Genomic DNA, 20,326 nt, shown 5'->3' with positions numbered 1-20,326 from the left:
GCGCTTTGCTTATCAAGGACGATCTGTGACCTCGCGCGGTTGCGCTTGTTTGCTCAGCATGACCAGCAGCGATGCGATCAACAGCAGGACTGCCGACACTGCCAGCACGGCAACAAAGCCTGCATCGAACGCCGCACGGGCGAAAGCGGTCAGCATCGCGCTGCCTTCGGGTGACAACGTCTCGGCGACGACCAGCGCGTCGTCGAGACTCTCGAATGCCGTGGGGTTTCGGGTCAGCCACGACGGAATCACCAAGCCCGTTGAATACTCATAAATCGCCGATAACAGGCTGCCCGCAAGGGTTACACCCACAGCACCGCCCAGTTCAAAGGACACTTCCTCGATGGAAGCGGCCATGCCGGCTTTATCGGCGGGCACGCTGAGCATGATGGTGCTGGACGAGGCGGTCAGGGCCGCGCCAATCGTCAGGCCCAACAGCGCAAGGCTGGCGATTTGCAGGGACACCGCCGCGTTGTACAGCAACAGATAGGCCAGCATCGCCACCGACGAAAGCAGCAACGTCCAGAACAGCATCCGCTGGTTGCCCAGTCGCGGCAGGTAGTAGCCGGCAAGCGGACCTGCGATAAAGGAACCCAGTGGCAGCGGGAGGATGAACAGTGCTGCCTCCAGCGGTGACATGCCGAGTACCAGTTGCAGGCGTTGGCTGAACACCAGCTCCATGCCGATCAGCGCAGCGGCCGACACGACCGCTGAAATGACGGCATTTCTGAAGCCCGGTGTTGTGAACAGCGCGAGATCGAGCATCGGCTGTGCGGCACGACGTTGGCGTCGAATGAACAGCGTCAGGCATAGCGCACCCAGGACGACAGCCACCAGCATTCCATCGAAGGAGGGCGCCCGTTTACCGAGTTCCTTGACGGCATACGCCAGGCTGATCAACCCGATCATGACTTGCAGCGAGCCCAACCCATCCCATCGTCTTTGCGCATCCCCCGGGTGATTCGGAATCAACACCGCGCCAAGGGCCAACGCCACCAGCACAATGGGCACGTTGATCAGAAACACCGAACCCCACCAGAAATGCTCCAGCAACAGGCCGCCCACCACCGGGCCGAACGCGGCACCCCCTGAGGCAACTGATGCCCAGATGCCAAACGCCATGGCTTGTTCGCGCTCGTCGGTAAACGTCACCCGCACGATGGCCAATGTAGCCGGCATCATCATCGCCGCGCCGACGGCCAGAAAGCCACGGGCACCGATCAATACACTGGCAGATGGCGAGAAGGCCGCGATCAAGGAGAACAGGCCAAACACACCCAGTCCGCCGATAAACAGGCGTTTGTGCCCGAGGCGGTCACCGAGTGTGCCCATGCCCAGCAGCAACCCGGCAGCGATCAATGCATAGATGTTGATGATCCAGAGCTTTTGCGAAGACGAGGCATTGAGCTCACGGGTGAGTGTCGGCAGCGCGGTGTACAGCACCGTCATATCAATGACGATCAGCAGCAATGCGCTGGAAATAACGGCCAGGATCAGCCAGCGTCGCGGGGGAATCATGGGCGGGGCTCGAGAATGGATGGCAGGAAGCCGGCAACTGCAATCCATTCAAGATTTCAGCACCGGCAGGCAGTTGTCAGATAGCCGGCGGTGTCCGATTACACACGGAAGTGACCTACAAGCTGTTGTTGATGGTTGGCCATTTCATGGAGCGAGTCACTGGCCCTTGAGGCATCGCTCATCCGCTTGGTCAGTGTTTCGCTGATGCCGCGAATGTCACTGACACGATGGCTGATATCTTCCACGACCGTGCTTTGCTCCAGGGCCGCGCTCGCAATCTGCTGGTTCATCTGTTCGATCACATCCACGGCCTGGGAAATATTCTCCAGCGCTGTACGGGTCTGTTGCACCTGAATCACGCTGCTGCTGGCTTGTTCGCGGCTCAGTTGGGTGCTGTGCACCACCTCCTGGCTCAAGTGCTGCAGCATCTCTATTACCGTGCGGACCTGTTCGACCGAACTCTGGGTGTTGCTGGCCAGGTGCCTGACTTCATCGGCCACCACCGCGAAGCCGCGCCCCTGTTCGCCCGCTCTGGCCGCTTCGATGGCCGCATTCAATGCCAACAAGTTGGTCTGCTGCGCGATGGTGCTGATGACGTCCAGCACCTGGCCAATCTGGTTGCTGCTATCGGCGAGGGCATGCACTTGCTTGAGGGTGGTGTCCAGACGCTGATCGAGGCTTTCGATGCTGCGCTCGGTGGTGGAGAACACCGCTTGACCTGATCGGCTCGCGTTTTCGGCAGCTGTCGCGGCGTCGGCGGCGCCGTGGGAGTGACGCGCCACTTCCTGGGCGCTGGCGCTCATTTCGTGCAGCGCGGTCGCGGCCAACTCCACCTCGCGGTACTGGCGCTGCATCCCCGCGCTGACTTCCCGGGCAATTCCCGACGACGTATTGGCGCTGTTGCGGGTATCGAGGGAGGCGGCTTGAATGTCGCGAATAATCGGCTGCAACTTGTCCAGGAAACGGTTGAACCCATTGGCCAACTGGCCCAATTCATCGTGTCGCCCCACGGGCAGGCGTTGGGTGAGGTCTCCATCGCCTTCGACGATGGCATCGAGCAGACTCGCTACCTTCAGCAGCGGGCGTGTCACCCCGTAGGCGGCCAGCCAGATCAGCAACATGCCCAGGCTGCTCGCCAGTACGCCCAGGCCAAGGTTGAGCCAGTTGGCCTCGCGGCTTTTGTCGTCCAGTTCGCTTTGCATTTGCTGAGCGGGTGCCTGCACCAGGGCTTGGGGAACCTTGATCTCCAGTTGCCAGAGTGGATTGCCGGCCACGGTTTGCAGCGCCTGGCGTATATCGAGGGTGTTTCCCGAGACTTCGCCGCTGCGTCCCGCCACCTGGCCGGTGGGCGACACAATGGCTACTTGGCTGTTGCCTTGATACAGGTCCTGGCCGAGGTCGGCAGCCAGCTTTTGCAGCGTGTCGAGGCCAATGTCCATGCCAACCACGCCGAGGACCTTGCCGTTGGCGATCAGAGGGATGGAGACGCTGCTCATCAGGACTTTTTTTCCTTCCACCTCACTGGTGTAGGGCTCCACCACACACGTACGCCGTTGCGCTTGAGGGCAGGTGTACCAGACGTTTGTCGGTTCACTGCCGGGCGGCGCAGTGTCGGTGAAGATTTGCGCCTCGGTGAGCACGTCCTGGACCAATTGTCCCGGCTGGCTCTGTGACCAATACAGCGCAAAGCGGCCTTTTTCGTTGCCCGCCAGTGCACGCTGCCCGACAAAATCGGCGTCTGCGCCCGCCAACGCATCAGGCAGAAGGATGACGTACAGGCCGAGCACTTTTTCGCGTTTGAGCAGTGTCTGACGGGTCACGCTGACCAGCGCTTCACGCAATTGCCCAGGCGTGAGCCGTCCATTGAGCGTTTGATCACGCAGTTGCAAAACCTGTTGCGCGAACCCTTCGCCATACAGCGCCGTTTCGTTGAAAAAGCGTTCGACCTGTTGGCCATGGGCAGCGGCCTGGGCTTGCAATCGGTCCACGGCGGCCTGCCCGAGCAACTGACTGCTCTGCGCCTTCAGAAATTTTGCGCTTTGTTGATTCTGGTACACCGAGGCGCCTACCAGCGCGCCGACGACAGCCAGCAGGCACAGTCCGCTCAGGAGTGTGATCCGCCATTGAATGGTTAGGTGAGCTAAGCGCATGACTGAGGTTTCCTGCAGAGGGCTTTGGCTGCGATGGGCTGAGGTGCAGGCCCTCGCTTTTTATTATCGGTGCCGGCATCTGGGTATAGAGCGGGTGACGCTAGCATGCGGGGAGGGGCGGCCAAGCGGTTATCCCAAATCGGCAATGGCTATGGGGTTGGCAGTGCCGCATCGACCTGTTTTGGGGCGGCGCCTCGGATGCTACCGATTTGGGATAGCGAGCGGTTCAGGGGCGGGCATAGGATCGAACTCAGCGCGCAACTAAAACAAAACGCTAATCGGTGCCGATGGAATTCGATCGGGCCACCCCAACAGCGACTGCCTCATACAATAAGGTCAACAAGCATGAGTGTATCTATCTCGGTCAATAGCTCCACGGAGCTCAAGCGTGGCGCCCTGGGTGTCGGCTTCATCATCTTCTTCGTGGTGTCGGCGGCGAGCCCGTTAAGTGTGATCGCCGGTGGCTTCCCGATTGGCATCATGTTGGGTAACGGTGCCGGTACCCCGGCATTGCTGATCCTGGCGTTACTGGTGCTGCTCGCGTTCTCGGTGGGCTACACCACCATGTCCCGGCACCTGACCAATGCGGGCGGCTTTTATGCGTTCACTTCACGGGGTCTGGGTGGCCTGGCAGGCGGCGCGGCCGGGGTGTTGGCGATGTTTGCCTATAACATTCTTCAGGTCGGTTTGTATGGCATGTTCGGTGGGGTCGTCAGCGGCACCATGGAAAGCGTATTCGGCCTGGTGTTGCCGTGGTGGTCCTACTCGCTGATGGCGATGGCGAGCATTGCGATTCTGGGCTATCGCAAGATTGACCTGTCGGCGCGGGTGCTGTCGGTGGTGGTGATCGCCGAGTACCTGGCGATTCTGATCCTGGATTTTGCCATCCTCAAATCCGGCGGCGACAGCGGCATCAACCTTGATGCGTTCGACCGCGCCCACGTGCTCGGCGGTACCCCGTCCATCGGCCTGCTGTTTTGCTTCGCGGCATTCATCGGCTTTGAGGCCACCACCATTTACGGTGAAGAAGCCATCAACCCTAAACGTACCATTCCGATTGCCACCTACAGCTCGGTGCTGCTGATCGGCGGGTTCTATGCGTTGTCGGTGTGGTCGATGGTGGTGGGTGTAGGCGCGGACAAGATCGTGCCGATGCTGCAGGCCTTGCAGGATCCCACGACATTTATCTACGGCATGTCCGATCACTTTGTCGGGCCGCACCTGACCCAGATCATTCGCGTGCTGTTCATGGTCAGTATCTATGCCGGCCTGCTGGCCTTTCATAACGCCGCGGCGCGTTATTTTTACGCCATCGGTCGTGACGGCCTGTTGCACAGTCTGTTGGGCACCACGCACCGCGTGCATCAGAGCCCGCATATGGGCTCGGCATTGCAGAGCCTGATTGCCGCCGTGGTGGTGCTGATTTTTGCTGCATTGGATGCGGACCCGATCCTGCAACTGTTCGCCTGGTTCTCCAACCTCGCCACCCTTTGCGTCATTTTACTGATGGCGCTGACTTCGGTAGCGGTCTGTGTCTACTTTCACCGTCATCCCGAACTGAACGTCGGAATCTGGCGCGGGCGCATCCTGCCGGTTTTTTCCTCCCTGGCGTTAGTGCTCGTACTGGTACTGGCGGTGGTGCATTTCGACGTGCTGACCGGGGCTAGCCAGCTGTTGTCCTACGGACTCTGCGCCATCATTCCCATGGCCCTGATCATTGGCGTCTTTCTTGCCGCGAGATTGCGCAAGATCTCCCCGCAACGGTTTCTCGCCTTGGGCAGCCACAAGCTTTAAGGCCGCACTCGTTACAGCTCGACTAACCAGATAACTCAAGCCTGCCATCGCTTGGCATGGCGCGTCAGCGTGTGAAAGGAAGGTTTCAAATGCACAACTACAAGATGCTCATCAATGGGGTTCAGGTCGCCGGTGAACAGGGCCGGTTCGACGTGATCAACCCGGCCACCGGTGCTGCATTCGCCCAATGTCCCGCCGGCTCGCTGGCGCAACTCGACCAAGCGGTTGACGCTGCTCAGGCGGCATTCAAAAGCTGGCGCCACAGCACTCACGCAGACCGTTGCGAGCGCCTGTTGGCGGTCGCGGCGGATATTGAGCGGGAGGCCGAGACACTGGCCCGTCTGATTGTGCAAGAACAAGGCAAACCCTTGGAGTTGGCGTTCTCTGAAGTCATGGGCTCCGCTGCCTGGACCCGCTATGCGGCCGGGCAGGAAATTGCCGTCGAGCTGGTGGAAGACACCCCGACTCAACGGATCGAGTTGCATCGTAAGCCTTTGGGTGTGGTGGCGTCTATCACCCCGTGGAACTGGCCGTTCATGATCGCCGTCTGGCACATCATGCCGGCGCTGCGAGCCGGCAACTGTGTGATCAGCAAACCGTCGAGCCTGACTCCGCTGAGCACCTTGCGCCTGGTGGAAATCATTGCCCGCCATGTGCCGCATGGCGTGATCAATTGCCTGACGGGCGAGCACGGTTTCGGCAGCGCAATCACTTCGCACCCGGGCATTCAGAAGATTGTATTTACCGGCTCGACCGCCACCGGACAAAGCGTGATGCGCGGCGCCGCCACCAACCTCAAGCGCCTGACCCTGGAGCTGGGCGGTAACGACGCGGCAATCGTTTTACCAGGTACGCCGATTGAGGCCGTGGTCGAGGAGATTTTCCAGGCAGCGTTTCTCAACATGGGCCAGACCTGCGCGGCCCTCAAGCGTCTGTATATCCACGAATCGCAGTACCAGGCCTTTGCTGATGCGCTGACCCTGATTGCGACGCGCCAAGTGGTGGGCGATGGCCTGGAAGCTGGCGTCACCTTTGGTCCGGTGCAAAACCTTGAGCAATTGGAGCTTGTCGACGCGCTGGTTGCTGACGCGCGGGCACAAGGCGCACGCGTGCTGTGCGGCGGCGCGCGTCTGGATCGCCCCGGCTTCTTTTACCCGCCGACCCTGGTCGCGGACGTGACAGATGGCCAGCGCCTGGTCGACGAAGAACAGTTTGGTCCCGTGTTGCCGTTGATCGCGTACCGCGATGTCGAGGATGTGCTGCGACGCGCCAATGCCGGCGACATGGGGCTGGGCGGATCGGTCTGGGGGCCGGATGTCGAGCAGGCCCAGGCATTGGCCAGCCGTCTGGAGAGCGGCGTTGCCTGGGTCAACTGCCACGCACAGATCCAGCCGAACACGCCGTTTGGCGGCAGCAAGATGTCCGGGTTCGGCGTCGAGTTCGGCCTTGAGGGGCTGCTGGAGTTCACTGGCCAGCAACTGCTGTTTGTCCGTAAACGTGATGCTGAACAAGGAGCATGACCATGTACGAAAAATACAAGACGGCCGAGAAGAAATTCTGGCACCCCATGAGCTCCAGCACCTCGGCGCATCGCTCAAAAACCTTGATCATCGCCCGTGGTGACGGCAACTACATCACCGACATCGACGGCCATCGCATGCTTGATGGTGTGGGCGGTCTATGGAACGTCAACATTGGGCACAACCGCGCCAGCGTCAAGGCCGCCATCGCCGCGCAATTGGACGAGCTGGCGTATTACCAGACCTTCGACGGCATTGCCCACCCTCGGGTGTTTGATCTGGCCGAACGGTTGACCGCCATGTTCGCCCAGGAGCGAATGACGCGGGTGCTGTTCAGCTCCGGCGGCTCCGATGCGGTGGAGACCGCGCTGAAAATGGCGCGCCAATACTGGATCGCCAGCGGCGATCCGGGGCGTACGCGTTTCCTGTCTCTGCGTAACGGTTATCACGGTGTGCACATGGGCGGCACATCGGTGGGAGGGAATGGGGTTTACCACTACAACCACGGCCAACTGTTGGCGGGCTGCCATTTGCTCGACACGCCCTGGTTGTATCGCAATCCCTGGGATTGCCGCGACCCCGAAGCGCTGACCGCGCACTGTATTCGTCAGCTGGAGGATCAGATCGCGTTGCTGGGTGCGCAGACCATTGCGGCATTGATCGCCGAACCAGTGCAAGGCGCCGGCGGGGTGATCGTACCGCCAGCCGACTACTGGCCGCGCCTGCGTGAGGTGTGTGATCGCCACGGCATCCTGTTGATCGCCGACGAAGTGGTCACCGGCTTCGGCCGCTCGGGCTGCATGCTCGGCAGTCGCGGCTGGGGCGTTGCGCCGGACATCCTGTGTCTGGCCAAAGGCATCACTGCCGGTTATATCCCGATGGGTGCCACGCTGTTCAACCAACGTATTGTCGATGGGATCGAGAACGGCCCTGGCTTCAGCAGCATGATCATGCACGGCTACACCTACAGCGGGCACCCGACCGCGTGTGCGGCCGCCCTGGCGGTACTCGATATTGTCGAAGCCGAAGATCTGCCGGGCAACGCTGCCAGGGTCGGCGCGCAATTGCTTGAGCATCTCCAACCGTTGACCGAACGTTTCGACATCGTGGGCGAGGTGCGCGGCAAGGGCTTGATGATTGCCGTGGAACTGGTCGCCGACAAAGCCACGCGCCAACCGCTCGACCCTGCAGGCGGCCAACCGTTGCGCATCGCTGACGAAGTGCGGCGCGCCGGCGTGCTGGTACGACCGATAGGCAACAAGATCATTCTCTCGCCGCCGTTGACCCTGACGTCGGACGAGGCTGGCCTGATTGTCTCTGCGCTTGAAGCGGCACTTGTCACCTGCCGCTAGTCCCTCGCGACACCGGTGCAGCCCGTCTGCACCGGTGTCACGCCCATACCTGAGACAGCTTTTTAAAGGCGCATCACAAGGAGTTTGAGCCATGCGGTATCCATCACGTCGTCCAGTGTTCGGTAGCACGCTTATGTGCACATTGGCGCTTTGCGCCAGCAATCAGGCCCTGGCCTATGAGTTGTACAGTGATGAGAGCCGTCACCTCAACGCAGACATGACGGCCGTGTTCGGCCAGTTCAACAGTCGCAAGAACTACGACGGCACGTCGGGAGGGTCTACCTGGCGCGAAGGTTTCATCAAGTACGGATTGAGCGGCGACCAGGCCTTGGCAGGTAATGGCACCGCGTATGGGGCTTTCGCGCTGGTCAGCTCCGCCACGTGGGGCGACGGCGACCCAGGCGGCAATTCACTGGGGACCGAGCGCACAACAAAGATCGAAGACGCCTACCTGGGCTGGCGCTCCGGTGACCTGTTTCCTGCATTGGGCAAGGATGGGGTCGATATTTCCGGTGGGCGCCAGGTGGTCAAGCTGGGCCGAGGGTTCCTGATCAACGATGACGGACTGAACCTGGGCAAGGGCCCGGCCAATGGCACGATGAACCGTGGGGGCGCTTATTACCTGGCGGCACGGCATGCGTTCGATCAAACCGCGCTTTTGCGCCTGGGTGGCCAAGACGGCCTGCACGGCAGTCTGCTGTGGCTTAAATCCGACAACCGTGTCCAGGCCGAAACCGAATTGGCCGCCGGTACCCTGGATTACACCACCCAGCCGGGTACGATCGGATTGACCTGGATACATGGCATTGACGTGAACGATCAATGGGCCAGCGACCTTCAACGCCAGCGCAAAGGCATGAACGTCTACAGCGTTCGAGGTGAAGGCGATGCGGGCATCAAGAACGTCAGCCTGGCGTTCGAATACGCTTGGCAGGACAAGGACGCAGGGCCTGAGAAAGCCTGGTATGGCGAAGCGGGCTACACCTTCGCCGATACCGCCTGGGCGCCCAAGGTGACCTATCGCTATACCCGCTATTCACAGAAATGGGATCCGCTGTTCACTGGCTTGAGCATGGGCTACGGCACCTGGTTTCAGGGGGAAGTCGCCGGCAACTACGCCGGGCCGTTCAACAGCAACACCAGCATTCAGCACGTTGGATTGAAGGCCGCGCCGCTGGAGAACCTGACCTTGGGCGCGCTGTATTTCGATTTCGACACGGTGCGTAAAAGCAATGCGCTGAACCTCAATGCCCGCGAACTGGATGTCTACGCCGAGTGGGCAGTTAACCCGCACTTGATCGTTACCCCGCTGATTGGCCTCTACAAACCCGATCAGGACTCAACCACGGGAGGCAATCAAGTGAGCGGCAATGGCACCAACGTGTACAGTCAATTGTCGGTGGCCGTTCCGTTCTGACCACACATCCGCCGGGTCCACGGTAAGGGACCGGCGGCTTATCCATAGGTTAGGGCGCGGTGGTGTTCGACTGATTACGCATGTTTTCGGCAATGCGCCGAGTGGTGTCCATGACCATTTCGATCACGGTTTCCTGACGCAGCAGCTTGAAGCTTTGAGTGCTGCCGACAGCGGACAGGCTGCCGACCACTTCGTCGATGTCTGCCTGGATGATGGGGGCGGCGATGCCGGTCAGGCCCAGGTTGAGTTCATCGTGGGTGAGGCAGTAACCGTCCTTGCGGATTTTTTTCGCGGCTTTGGAGAATTCTGCCCAGTCATAAGGACTGTCTGGGTCGTTGGCCATATGTTCTTCGAACAAGCGCTGCAAGCGGCGACCTTTCTGAAAGGCGATCAATACCTTGGATTGCGCGCCGCGAAAAAACGGCAGGGGTTGCCCGCGCCCGAACGCGAAGTGGTAGGTGTCGGTGGGTTCGGCGATGTAGGTGTTGATGATGCGACCGTCATAAAAAACGCTCGCAAACACGGCCAGGCCGGTTTGCGCGGACAGCTCGTGCATCAACTCTCGTCCGGCAATGAGGATCGGGTCGTACTGACGCATCATCCAGTCCAGTTCGATGACACGCGGCCCCAGGCCGTAGTTGCCGGCATCCACGCGGGTCAGCAGGCCGGCGTCGCACAAATCCTTGACGTAGCGGTACACGGTCGCGCGTGACAGGCCCATGCGCTCGGCAATGGTGTCGGGGTCGATCTTCAATGTCTGTGGACCGAACAGGTCCAGGACACTCAGCAATTTGCTCAGGCTGCTCATTTTGTTCCTAAAGACGGGGGGAGGGCGCGTGCTTCGTCCCGGCGTAGACCAGGCATCCCGCAAGAACGCCAAGCGCTGGCGCAACACTACCTCAGTGAGAGAAAAACGCAATCTCGGAAGCCTTTCTTGGTCGATTTAAATCGCGTAAATCTCATTTCATGAGATTAATGTGATTTAAATGCTTGTTAATTGAGTTTTGCCGTGCGATAAATCTCACCACTGCAAATGCTCAAGCAAGAGGGCTGAAAATGAATGGTGCGCAACTGATAGTGAATGCGGCAGCGGCAAGCGGTATCGAATACTGCTTCGCCAACCCCGGAACCACCGAAATTCCATTGGTGGCGGCCATGGCCAGCGCACCAGCACTGAAGCCGGTGTTGTCGTTGTTCGAAGGGGTGTGCACGGGGGCGGCGGATGGGTATGGCCGGATTGCCGGCAAGCCAGCGATGACCCTGACGCACTTGGGCCCAGGGTTTGCCAACGGCATCGCCAACCTGCACAACGCGCGTCGTGCCAATACCCCCATCGTCAACGTGATCGGCGATCACGCGTCCTGGCATGTCAACTACGATCCGCCGCTGGCCAGTGACATCCAGGCCTTGGCCGGGACTGTTTCCGGTTGGGTGCGCACCTCGCGCACGGCGTCGGGTATTGGCGAAGATTTGCAGGAAGCAGTACGGGCGGCCTGGCAGGCCAAAGGACAGATCGCCAGCCTGATTCTGCCCATGGACCTGCAAGCCAGTGCAGTGACGCACAACGGTGTGTTCGCCCCGATGCGGGCGCCGGTTCGCCGCTTTGCCGGTGACCGGGTCGAGACGGTGGCGCAGGCACTGCGCGATGGGCAACGCCTGGTGTTTATCGTCGGCGATGAGGGGTTGTCGGTCGCCGGTCTGGAAGCAGCGGGGCGTCTGGCCCAACTGCCGGGCGTGCGCATGTTTGCCGAGACCTTTCCACGGCTCAGCTACCGTGGCGGTGGTTTGCCGAACCTGGATCGCCTGCCGTATTTCCCGGAAGTGGCCATTGAAATCCTTGAGCAGTACGACCAGGTCGTGTGTGCCGGAGTGCCGGAGCCCATCAGTTATTTCGGCTACGAAGGCATTCCGTCGCGCCTCGCCGAGCGCGAGCGTCTGCTGGCGTTGGCCGACGTCGGCGACGATGTAGCCGGCGCGCTGACAGCGCTGGCCGATGCCCTCAATGCGCCGGCTTACGTGCCGACGCCGTTGGGCATTGAACTGCCGCCCGGTCATGCCGAGCTCACCCCTCAGTCCATCGGCCAGGTGTTGGCCGCATCGTTGCCGCACGACTGCATCGTTTCTGTGGAAGGCGGCACCTGCGGCTATCCATTTTTCACCGCCTCCGCGGGTGCCGCGCGGCACCGGGTGTTGACCAATACCGGTGGCGCGATTGGCCAGGGCATTCCGGTGGGGTTCGGTGCCGCACTGGCGGAGCGGGGCAATCGCGTGTTCTGCCTGCAATCCGACGGCAGTGCCCAGTACACCATTCAAACCCTGTGGAGCATCGCTCGCGAGCAGTTACCGGTGGTCATCCTGATTGCCGCCAACCATCGCTATGCCATTTTGCAGAACGAACTGCGCCGCTTCGGCATGACTGAAATGGGGCCTGAAGCCCTGCGCCTGACGGTGCTCGATAGCCCACGAATTGACTGGAAGGCTCTGGCCAAGGGTTACGGCGTTCCGGCCTGCACGGTGCACACCAATGCCGAACTGCAACAGGCGCTGGCCAATGCCAATGCCGACAGCGGTCCTTGCCTGATCGAAATGGCGTTGTGAAGGAGTCGATGATGAATCAGTTTGAAGTGCTACCCGCTGTGCAAAATTTTTTGTCTCAGCCCGGACGCCTGTTTATCGGTGGCAGTTGGCAGGACGCCGCCGCTGGTCGACGGTTTGCCGTGGAAAACCCGGCGACTGAAGAGACCCTGACGGAAGTGGCCCAAGGCGACGCGCGCGATGTGGATGCGGCCGTTGCGGCAGCCCGCGTCGCGTTCAACGGCGCCTGGGCACTGCAGTCTCCCGCCCAGCGTGGCCTGCTGCTGTTCCGGCTGGCGGACCTGCTGGATCAGCACCGCGAGGAGCTGGCGCAGTTGATCACGCTGGAGAACGGCAAACCCATCTCAGCCGCTCGAGGGGAGGCGGCCAGCGCGGCGACCATTATTCGCTACTTCGCTGGCTGGCCGACCAAGATCGAAGGCAGCACGCTGCCTGTATCGCCGGCCAGCGGTGCGCCGATGCTCAACTACACCTTGCGTGAACCGGTGGGTGTGTGCGCGCTGATCGTACCGTGGAACTTCCCGTTGAACATGTGCGTGTGGAAGCTTGGCCCGGCGTTGGCGACAGGCTGTGTCGCGGTGCTCAAGCCCGCCGAGCAAACGCCGCTGGTCGCCATTCGACTGGTGCAGTTGATCGAAGCCGCCGGGTTTCCAGCGGGAGTGGTCAACCTGATCACCGGCCTTGGCGCTGAAACGGGCGGGCCGCTGGCTCAGCACCCTGACGTGGACAAGATCGCCTTCACCGGCTCGACCCATGTCGGTCGGCTGATCGCTCAGGCGGCCACCAGCAACATGAAAAAGGTCTCGCTGGAACTGGGCGGCAAGTCGCCGAACATCATCTTGCCGGACGCCGATATCGTGCGCGCTGCCAAGGGGGCCGCCGACGGCATCTTCTACAATCAGGGCCAGGTGTGCACGGCTGCTTCACGTTTATACGTACACGCCAGTGTGCTCGATCAGGTGCTCGAAGAACTTGAGCGACATGCCACCGCCCACGTGCTCGGCAATGGTTTGGACCCGGCCACCAGCATGGGCCCACTCGTATCGGGTCGCCAATTGAACACGGTCAAAGGCTACCTGCAACGCGGCCAGGAGGAGGGCGCCGAACTGATCTGCGGTGGCGGTCGTCCCGACCACCTGGAACGCGGTCACTTCATTGCGCCCAGCGTGTTCCTTGATCGCGCCGAGCGTGCCTGCGTCGCCCGCGAAGAGATCTTCGGTCCGGTGCTGACCGTCATGAGCTGGACCGAAATCGACGACCTGGTGCTGCGCGCCAACGATTCGCCTTATGGCCTCGCGGCAGGCCTGTGGACCCGCGACCTGCGCTCGGCGCACCGCGTGGCGGCGCAGCTCAAGGCAGGCTCGGTCTGGATCAATTGCTGGAACGTGGTCGACGCGGCTTCGCCGTTCGGCGGCTACAAGCAATCCGGCTGGGGCCGGGAAATGGGTAAAAACGTGATCGATGCCTACACCGAGACCAAGAGCGTCTTCGTCGATCTGGCCTGAACTGAATAATCACAAGAGGAAATGCTATGGATCTGGAATTGAAAGGTCGCGTGGCCATCGTCACCGGCGGCGGTATGGGTATCGGCAAGGAAGTCGCACGTTTTCTGTCCGAAGAGGGCTGCAAGGTGGTGATCTGCGCACGCCGCATGGAGTTTCTCCAACAGGCTGCCGAAGAGATCACGGCTCAGACCGGCAACGAAGTGCTGCCGCTGTACTGTGACACCAATCAGATGTCGGCCGTGTCGGACATGGTCGAAGCCGCGCACAAACACTTCGGCCGCATCGACATCCTGGTCAACGGTGCCGCAGCGCCGTCCGGGGTGGTGCGCAATGACATCGAACATGCCGGCGATGACGAGCTGCTGTCGGACCTCAACACCAAGGTGATCGGCTACTTCCGTTGCGCCAAGGCCGTGACCCCGCATATGAAGGCGGGCGGCTTCGGTCGCATCATCAACATCGGCGGTCTCACCGGGCGCAGCAGCAAAGTCCTCTCGGGGATGCGCAACCTGGCGATCGCCCACATGACCAAAACCCTCTCCGACCAGTTGGGCCCTTCGGGCATCACGGTCAACCTGATTCACCCCGGTGTGGTCGACACCCCGCACATCCAGGAGCTGTACGAGCGCGAAGCGGTCAAGCAAGGCAAGACCTCGGAACAGGTTGAGCAGGCCTACATCGACGCGACGCCGATTCGCCGCACCCTGGCACCGATTGAAATGGGCTGGCTGATTGGTTTCCTGGCTTCGCCAAAGGCAGGCGCGGTGACTGGAGAATCCATCGGCATCGACGGCGGTTTGACCCGCGGTATCTACATCTGAGGAGCACCAGCGATGAGTAACGGAACCCTGTTAGTGGCCACGGTAGGGCAGGCGGTGATCCGCAGCGCCGACGAGGGTCGGACCTGGCATCGCCTGGGCCTGGGCCAGGATCTGGAGTTCGACGCAATCACTCGATCCTTGAGCGTACACCCCGGCGAGCCTGAGGTGATTTACGCTGGCACGGACGTTGGTTTGTGTGTCAGTCGCGATACCGGCGGCCATTGGCAGCGGGTCGATTCGCCGTTCAACGGGCAGACGGTCTGGAAAGTCGCCGTCGATCCGCAGGACGCGAAACGGATTTTCGTCGGCACCGGTGCGCCTTCGCGTGCCGTGCTGTGGCGGACGCTGGACGGTGGTATCAGTTGGGATCGTGCGCCGGTGGAGATTCCTGAGTTCTGCGACGGGGTCAGCCGCCCACGGTTGCTGGCTTTCGCCTATGACCCGACTGATCGCAACCAGCTATGGTTCGGTCTTGAAGAGGGTGGGTTATTCCATTCCCGTGACGGTGGGGACACTTGGACGCGCGTCGATGATCGGCTGCTGTGGGACTACAACTCGGATGTCCACAACATTCTGGTTCTGCCCAATCATGGCCAGAAAGTCATCGTGGTGGTCTGCGTCAACGCCGTCTACCGCAGCCTGGATGAAGGGCTGACCTGGACCGGCATTATCGGTCGAGAAGTGTTCGGCCTGTATTACATGCGCGCCATGAACGCACCGTTGGGCACGCAAAGCGACCTGTACCTGAGCATTTCCGATGGCACGCCCGGTACCACCAGCAAGATCCTGGTGTCCCGTGATGCCGCGCTCAGCTGGGAAGTGTTGCCCCTGTCGCAACAACCCAATTCCTGCGTCTGGGCCATTGCCTTCAACCCGCAAAATCCGCGGCAGATCGTTGCGGGAACCAAGTATGGGCATTTGTTCACCTCCGACAATGGCGGTGATGGCTGGCAGAAACAGTGGCGCGAATTCAGTGAGATCGCTGACGTGCTCTGGACCCCCGCAGTGGCTCAGATCAAGGCAGGGCATCAATCCGTGGTCAAAAAAAGCTGAGGTATCAGGCGATGAAAGTCGAAATCCTTCGTACACACTTATCGCTCTCGGTAAGTGATCCTGATGTGTCGGCACGCTGGTACGCCGACATCCTGGGCATGCATGAAAGTGCCCGGGGCGAAAGCTGGGTCATGATGGCGTTTGGCACCAAACATCACGACATCGCCTTGCTTCGTGCAGAGCCCGGCGCCCATCAGGGCGGGCTGGGGTTGCAACACTATGGATTGGAAATCGCCGGGGACATGACCACCTTGCGCCAGCTCTACGGCATGTTGCTGGGCAAGGGTGTCGAGGTGGTGAAGATCACCGATCACGAAATCGGCCATGGTGTGTATTTCAACGACCCTGACGGTAATCGCATGGAGTTTTTCCTTGAGACCGAACACGACGATGCGCGCGGCAAGGCCCGGTTCAAGGCCGCTGGCGCACCAAGTCGACATTTCAATCTGGATCCACTAGACCCGCTTTGAGGCAACCCTGATGAAAACCGCAAATTTCGCTTCGTATCACATCCGCAAGTGGTACAGCTTTGTCGAAGAAACCCTGGCCAACGAAAGCGGCCAATTGGCCGATGGCGAGCCGCTGTACAAATATGCCGTCGCCGCCGTGATCGCCAACCCCTATGCCGGTCGCTACAGCGAATCGCTGACCGAACTGATAGAACCGTCGCCGTTGTTGGGCGAAGAGTTCGGTCGGCGTATTCAGGCGCTGGCCGGCTCGCGGGATATCGTCAGCTACGGTAAAGCGTGCATGGTGGGCAGCCAGGGTGAGTACGAGCACGGCAATGCGTTCCTGACCAATCCGGCTGCCGATCCGGTGCGCCTGGCGTTGGGCGGGGGCAAATCCTGGGTGCCGTCCACCGGCAAACGGGGTGGCCCGGGTTCCACCATTGATGTGCCGTTGGCCCACAAGGATGCGCTTTATGTACGCTCCCATTACGACAGTATCTCCTTGATGTTTGGCGATGGCCCTGCACCGGATGAGGTCATCGTGATCTGGGCCTTCGCCACGCGTGGGCGCTTGCATGCGCGACTGGGCGGCCTGCAGGCAGCGGACGTTAAAGGTATTGATGGGCTGCACTGATTTCAGGCGTATGGCTTTAGCGGCGTCGGATTAAAAACACAACAAGAAAGCGGTGAATAGCGATGAAGCAGGAGAAGACCCAGGTTGTCATAGTCGGCGGCGGCCCTAACGGGATCACAGCCGCGCATTATATGGGGATGTACGGTATCGACTGCGTCGTCCTTGAACTTGCCGACGGCGTACTGCCTTACCCGCGTGCAGTGGGGATGGATGATGAAGCACTGCGCGTACTCCAGGGGATCGGCATCGCCGATCTCGCAGTGCGCGACATGATCTGCGATGTGCCGTTGCGCTATTACAACGCTCGCGGTGTGTGCTTCGCTGAGGTCAAGCCGAGTACCGCCCATTACGGCTGGCCAATGCGCAATATTTTCATGCAGCAGTTGCTGGAGGGCACGTTGCGCGAAACCCTGGGGCAGCGTGACAGCGTAGTGTTGCGCCAGGGCCATGAAATGCTCGAACTTGAGCAGGACGGGCAGGGCGTGACATTGCAGGTGCGCGATGCTCAGGGCGATACGTATCAACTGCGGGCTGACTATGTGATCGGCGCCGATGGCGGACGCTCCACTGTGCGTAAAAAGCTTGGCATCGAGCTGTCGGGGCTGACACATGCACGCAAATGGGTGGTGGTCGATACGGCCAATGACACCCTTGATGCGCCTTACACTGCACTGCATGCCGACCCGCAACGGCCCTTCGTGTGCATCTATCTGCCGTACCAGCAACGCCGCTGGGAGTTCATGCTCCTGGAGGGCGAAGATGAGGCGAAGATGTGTGACGAGGGCACTATTCGCGACTTGATCCGTGGGCATATCGGCAACGCGGTCGATCAGTTGAACATCATCCGCATCCGCGCCTATACCCACCACTCCCGGGTCGCCGTGCGGTTCGTCGAAGGGCGTGTGGCGCTGGTGGGCGATGCCGCGCATATTTCTCCACCCTGGGCCGGGCAGGGCCTCAATTCCGGACTGCGGGACGTGGCCAACGTGGCCTGGAAACTGGCGGCGATCATCCAGGGGCGCGCCTCGCCTTCGATCCTCGTCAGCTACGATCAGGAACGCCGTGGGCATGCTACCGAACTGGTGGGCCTGGCTGACAACATGGGCGCCGTGCTGGGGTTGACCAACCCGCTGATGGCCGGCGTGCGTGACTGGCTGTTCCAGGCGGTCAACACTGTCGACAACCTGCGCTCGCACCTGCTGGAGTTCAAGTTCAAACCCAAGGCCACCATCACCAAGGGTTTGGTTCATCACGAGCGTGCCGAGTTGCGCGAGGACGATCTGGTCGGACAGCTATTTGTCCAACCACATATCGAAGACGCTCAGGGACAGCGTCGTCGCCTGGATGAGGTGCTGGGCAATTCCTATGCGGTGCTTGGGTATCGGGTGAACCCGCGCGAGCCACTCAGCGAGGACATGGCCGCTTATTGGGCGCGCTGGGACATGCGTTTTATTCAGGTCAATCGTTCGCGCAGTGGCATCGGACGTGGCCAGCCGTTGACGGCCTTGGACGCCATCAGCGTGGAAGACGTGGATAATCGCCTGGGTGAATGGTTCTCCAAAGTGCGTGACTGCATCGTCGTGGTGCGGCCGGACCGCTTTGTGGCCGCCATTACCACACCCGAGAGGCTTGATAGCGTACTGCGCAAGCTGGCGGAGCAACTGTCATGAGCAGTGGACACGCGCTACTGAGCCAGTTGCATCAGGCGACGCGCACGGCGCAAGCCATTGCACCATTGGCTCCCGAGGCGATAGGTCGGCTTGCCGGGTATGCGCTGCAGCGTCAGGCGCTGGACCGACGCCAGGTCGCAGGCGAGCAACTGAGCGGGTGGAAGGTCGCCTTCGCCGGCAGCGCCGCGCAAAAACGCTTTGGTCTTGACGAACCGGTGTATGGCGCCCTGACGGATACCATGATCGTCGAGCCGCAGACGACGGTGGCGCTCTCGCGGTTGATCCAGCCCAAGCTTGAGATCGAATTGGCATTTGTGCTGGGGCGTACCCTGCTGCCGGGGGACTACCGTGACGAGGATATTCTGGCAGCCATCAGCGACGTGGCGCCCGCGTTCGAGATCGCAGACTGTCGTTGGCAGGGCTGGGCTTTCGGGGTAGGTGCTTTTCTGGCCGATAACGCGGCGGCGGGGCTTTATTGTCTCGGGCCGCGCATCCCGTTCGATCCCGTACACCACGTCAACGTGGAGTATCGTCTGGAGTGCGACGGCGAGCTCTGCGGCAACGGTGATACACGCGATCGGGAGGACAGCCCTGCGGCCAACCTGTGCTGGCTGATTCGGCGTCTGCTGGCCGACGGTCAACCTGTCGAGGCTGGGCAAATCGTGCTGTCCGGGGCGCTGTTGCCGCCAATGAATATCCAGCCTGCCACCTACCGCCTGCGCATGCTTGGCACGGAACTGGCTTTGGGTTTCACCGCGCACGCCGCCCCTGTGTGAACGATAGCTGCGGTCACGGATGACTGAGTCCCTTTCAGGCCAATAAAAAAACGGGGCCACCGAGGAACGACGACCATGCTCGCTGAAGTTCGAACCTTTAATGACCCTCAACAACACGCCGGCTCCATCCAGGGCTGGCAGCAAGTGTATGACCAACTTGGCCGTGGCTGTCTGACGAGCGAGCTGCGGCAGTTGTCCGCCGACCGCTTTCAAATCTTCCAGGAAGTGCTGGATAAACGCGTGGTGCAGCGCGGTTATGCGCCGAAAGGTCGACTGTGCGCGGCCATGTCGTTAGGCTGCCCGCCAGTGGTGCAGGGGCAACAGGTGGGCACTCACAGTGTGGTGTTGTTGCGGGACGGCGAGGAGTTTGTGTTGCACGCGCCTGAAGGCATGCACTTCTTTGCGCTCAATGTCGACGCGGTGCGCTTCGCCAAACTGGCGGCCTTCGAATTGTCTGGCGATCAACTCAAGCGCCTGAAGACCACGTCCCAACTCAGCGTCGATGACGCGTTGCTGCTGCGAATACGCCAGCGTATTCACCCCTTGTTTCGTCACCTTTTGGAGCAGACGGACGCTATCAACTCCACCACCGAGAAAATGCTCGAGGAAGAACTGCTCGGTGCGTTCCTCGATTTGTTCAGTCACGCCACCGATGAGGTGCGTTGTCGTCGCGGTAATTTCGCCGTGAGCGCCTATCTGGTCAAGCGCTGCCAGGAGTTGATCGATGCCAGTGGTGATACGCCACTGAGCATTCTCGACCTGTGCGAACACCTGCGGGTGAGTCGCCGGACCCTGCAAAACAGTTTTCAGGCGGTGACCGGGATGCGTCCGGTCGAATACCTGCGCAATCTGCGCCTCAACGCGGTGCGCCGGCGCTTGATCACAACCTCTGCGTGCACTCACAACATCGGTGACATCGCGATGGCAATGGGCTTTTTCCATCTGAGCCACTTTGCCTCGCATTACCGGCAATTGTTTGGCGAGTCACCCTCCGAAACGCTCAGGGCAATGCGCTAAAGACCACATGTGCGGTCGACGCTTTTCTCCCACCCGATTTCCTTTTTCAGGCTGA

15 protein-coding genes and 2 pseudogenes are annotated in these 20,326 nt (G+C 60.8%); 13 read left to right on the top strand and 4 right to left on the bottom strand.

The features are described from left to right. Positions 1 to 12: 12 nt before the first annotated feature. The 3 genes and pseudogenes from ACM6I0_RS10785 to ACM6I0_RS10775 all read right to left on the bottom strand — a co-directional run. Positions 13 to 1,518, bottom strand: coding sequence for an MFS transporter (locus tag ACM6I0_RS10785; RefSeq protein ID WP_285434998.1), 1,506 nt, complete (start codon positions 1,516 to 1,518; stop codon positions 13 to 15). 98 nt (positions 1,519 to 1,616) lie between these two features. Next, positions 1,617 to 2,156, bottom strand: a pseudogene (locus tag ACM6I0_RS10780) (methyl-accepting chemotaxis protein); the annotation flags it as partial. Between the two features lie 318 nt (positions 2,157 to 2,474). Next, positions 2,475 to 3,668, bottom strand: a pseudogene (locus ACM6I0_RS10775) (HAMP domain-containing protein); the annotation flags it as partial. A 345-nt stretch (positions 3,669 to 4,013) separates the two neighbouring features. Between ACM6I0_RS10775 and ACM6I0_RS10770 the strand changes: the two are divergent. The 4 genes from ACM6I0_RS10770 (at position 4,014) to ACM6I0_RS10755 (ending at position 9,751) form a co-directional block, all read left to right on the top strand. Continuing rightward, on the top strand, positions 4,014 to 5,462 hold the full coding sequence (locus tag ACM6I0_RS10770; protein ID WP_285434996.1) for an APC family permease: 1,449 nt from the start codon (positions 4,014 to 4,016) through the stop codon (positions 5,460 to 5,462). Positions 5,463 to 5,551: 89 nt separating this feature from the next. Further along, the gene (locus ACM6I0_RS10765; RefSeq protein WP_414922227.1) at positions 5,552 to 6,982 is read left to right on the top strand and encodes an aldehyde dehydrogenase family protein; all 1,431 of its coding nucleotides are present in this window, start codon (positions 5,552 to 5,554) and stop codon (positions 6,980 to 6,982) included. A 2-nt stretch (positions 6,983 to 6,984) separates the two neighbouring features. Then, positions 6,985 to 8,334 carry an aminotransferase class III-fold pyridoxal phosphate-dependent enzyme gene (locus ACM6I0_RS10760; protein ID WP_414922226.1) on the top strand — a complete coding sequence of 450 codons (1,350 nt, stop codon included), beginning with the start codon at positions 6,985 to 6,987 and terminating at the stop codon, positions 8,332 to 8,334. Between the two features lie 91 nt (positions 8,335 to 8,425). After that, positions 8,426 to 9,751 carry a hypothetical protein gene (locus ACM6I0_RS10755; protein WP_285434992.1) on the top strand — a complete coding sequence of 442 codons (1,326 nt, stop codon included), beginning with the start codon at positions 8,426 to 8,428 and terminating at the stop codon, positions 9,749 to 9,751. 49 nt (positions 9,752 to 9,800) lie between these two features. On the opposite strand, the gene ACM6I0_RS10750 is transcribed toward ACM6I0_RS10755, so the two are convergent. Beyond that, positions 9,801 to 10,559: an IclR family transcriptional regulator gene (locus ACM6I0_RS10750; RefSeq protein WP_285434991.1), complete on the bottom strand. Its 759-nt coding sequence runs from the start codon at positions 10,557 to 10,559 to the stop codon at positions 9,801 to 9,803. 248 nt (positions 10,560 to 10,807) lie between these two features. On the opposite strand from ACM6I0_RS10750, the gene ACM6I0_RS10745 reads away from it, so the two are divergent. From ACM6I0_RS10745 to ACM6I0_RS10705, 9 genes are all read left to right on the top strand, one after another. Next, positions 10,808 to 12,349: an acetolactate synthase large subunit gene (locus tag ACM6I0_RS10745; protein ID WP_285434990.1), complete on the top strand. Its 1,542-nt coding sequence runs from the start codon at positions 10,808 to 10,810 to the stop codon at positions 12,347 to 12,349. An 11-nt stretch (positions 12,350 to 12,360) separates the two neighbouring features. Beyond that, positions 12,361 to 13,851 (top strand): aldehyde dehydrogenase family protein, encoded by a 1,491-nt coding sequence (locus tag ACM6I0_RS10740; RefSeq protein ID WP_285434988.1) that lies wholly within the window; start codon positions 12,361 to 12,363, stop codon positions 13,849 to 13,851. A gap of 26 nt (positions 13,852 to 13,877) precedes the next feature. Next, the gene (locus ACM6I0_RS10735; RefSeq protein WP_019578593.1) at positions 13,878 to 14,672 is read left to right on the top strand and encodes an SDR family NAD(P)-dependent oxidoreductase; all 795 of its coding nucleotides are present in this window, start codon (positions 13,878 to 13,880) and stop codon (positions 14,670 to 14,672) included. Between the two features lie 12 nt (positions 14,673 to 14,684). Then, entirely contained in the window at positions 14,685 to 15,725 is a 1,041-nt protein-coding gene (locus ACM6I0_RS10730; RefSeq protein WP_285434986.1) for a YCF48-related protein, read from the top strand. 11 nt (positions 15,726 to 15,736) lie between these two features. Then, complete coding sequence (locus tag ACM6I0_RS10725) at positions 15,737 to 16,195, top strand: VOC family protein (RefSeq protein WP_018927858.1); 459 nt, start codon at positions 15,737 to 15,739, stop codon at positions 16,193 to 16,195. Positions 16,196 to 16,205: 10 nt separating this feature from the next. Further along, positions 16,206 to 16,808 carry an amino acid synthesis family protein gene (locus ACM6I0_RS10720; RefSeq protein WP_285434984.1) on the top strand — a complete coding sequence of 201 codons (603 nt, stop codon included), beginning with the start codon at positions 16,206 to 16,208 and terminating at the stop codon, positions 16,806 to 16,808. A 62-nt stretch (positions 16,809 to 16,870) separates the two neighbouring features. Continuing rightward, positions 16,871 to 18,478, top strand: coding sequence for a bifunctional 3-(3-hydroxy-phenyl)propionate/3-hydroxycinnamic acid hydroxylase (locus tag ACM6I0_RS10715; protein ID WP_285434982.1), 1,608 nt, complete (start codon positions 16,871 to 16,873; stop codon positions 18,476 to 18,478). Then, the gene (locus tag ACM6I0_RS10710) at positions 18,475 to 19,254 is read left to right on the top strand and encodes a 2-keto-4-pentenoate hydratase (protein ID WP_285434980.1); all 780 of its coding nucleotides are present in this window, start codon (positions 18,475 to 18,477) and stop codon (positions 19,252 to 19,254) included. Before ACM6I0_RS10715 ends, ACM6I0_RS10710 begins: the two co-directional genes overlap by 4 nt. 75 nt (positions 19,255 to 19,329) lie before the next feature. Further along, positions 19,330 to 20,271: a helix-turn-helix domain-containing protein gene (locus ACM6I0_RS10705; protein ID WP_285434978.1), complete on the top strand. Its 942-nt coding sequence runs from the start codon at positions 19,330 to 19,332 to the stop codon at positions 20,269 to 20,271. Positions 20,272 to 20,326: the final 55 nt, after the last annotated feature.

The organism is Pseudomonas sp. IT-P294 (genome assembly GCF_949767865.1).
GTDB lineage: Bacteria > Pseudomonadota > Gammaproteobacteria > Pseudomonadales > Pseudomonadaceae > Aquipseudomonas.
Note: the sequence above shows the minus strand (reverse complement) of the source record. Positions and strands in the feature narration are given on the sequence as shown.

Excerpts from the sequence above, each read along its gene's own strand:
- ACM6I0_RS10785 (WP_285434998.1), bottom strand. The coding sequence starts at position 1,518 with ATGATTCCCCCGCGACGCTGGCTGATCCTGGCCGTTATTTCCAGCGCA.
- ACM6I0_RS10770 (WP_285434996.1), top strand. The coding sequence starts at position 4,014 with ATGAGTGTATCTATCTCGGTCAATAGCTCCACGGAGCTCAAGCGTGGC.
- ACM6I0_RS10765 (WP_414922227.1), top strand. The coding sequence starts at position 5,552 with ATGCACAACTACAAGATGCTCATCAATGGGGTTCAGGTCGCCGGTGAA.
- ACM6I0_RS10760 (WP_414922226.1), top strand. The coding sequence starts at position 6,985 with ATGTACGAAAAATACAAGACGGCCGAGAAGAAATTCTGGCACCCCATG.
- ACM6I0_RS10755 (WP_285434992.1), top strand. The coding sequence starts at position 8,426 with ATGCGGTATCCATCACGTCGTCCAGTGTTCGGTAGCACGCTTATGTGC.
- ACM6I0_RS10750 (WP_285434991.1), bottom strand. The coding sequence starts at position 10,559 with ATGAGCAGCCTGAGCAAATTGCTGAGTGTCCTGGACCTGTTCGGTCCA.
- ACM6I0_RS10745 (WP_285434990.1), top strand. The coding sequence starts at position 10,808 with ATGAATGGTGCGCAACTGATAGTGAATGCGGCAGCGGCAAGCGGTATC.
- ACM6I0_RS10740 (WP_285434988.1), top strand. The coding sequence starts at position 12,361 with ATGAATCAGTTTGAAGTGCTACCCGCTGTGCAAAATTTTTTGTCTCAG.
- ACM6I0_RS10735 (WP_019578593.1), top strand. The coding sequence starts at position 13,878 with ATGGATCTGGAATTGAAAGGTCGCGTGGCCATCGTCACCGGCGGCGGT.
- ACM6I0_RS10730 (WP_285434986.1), top strand. The coding sequence starts at position 14,685 with ATGAGTAACGGAACCCTGTTAGTGGCCACGGTAGGGCAGGCGGTGATC.
- ACM6I0_RS10725 (WP_018927858.1), top strand. The coding sequence starts at position 15,737 with ATGAAAGTCGAAATCCTTCGTACACACTTATCGCTCTCGGTAAGTGAT.
- ACM6I0_RS10720 (WP_285434984.1), top strand. The coding sequence starts at position 16,206 with ATGAAAACCGCAAATTTCGCTTCGTATCACATCCGCAAGTGGTACAGC.
- ACM6I0_RS10715 (WP_285434982.1), top strand. The coding sequence starts at position 16,871 with ATGAAGCAGGAGAAGACCCAGGTTGTCATAGTCGGCGGCGGCCCTAAC.
- ACM6I0_RS10710 (WP_285434980.1), top strand. The coding sequence starts at position 18,475 with ATGAGCAGTGGACACGCGCTACTGAGCCAGTTGCATCAGGCGACGCGC.
- ACM6I0_RS10705 (WP_285434978.1), top strand. The coding sequence starts at position 19,330 with ATGCTCGCTGAAGTTCGAACCTTTAATGACCCTCAACAACACGCCGGC.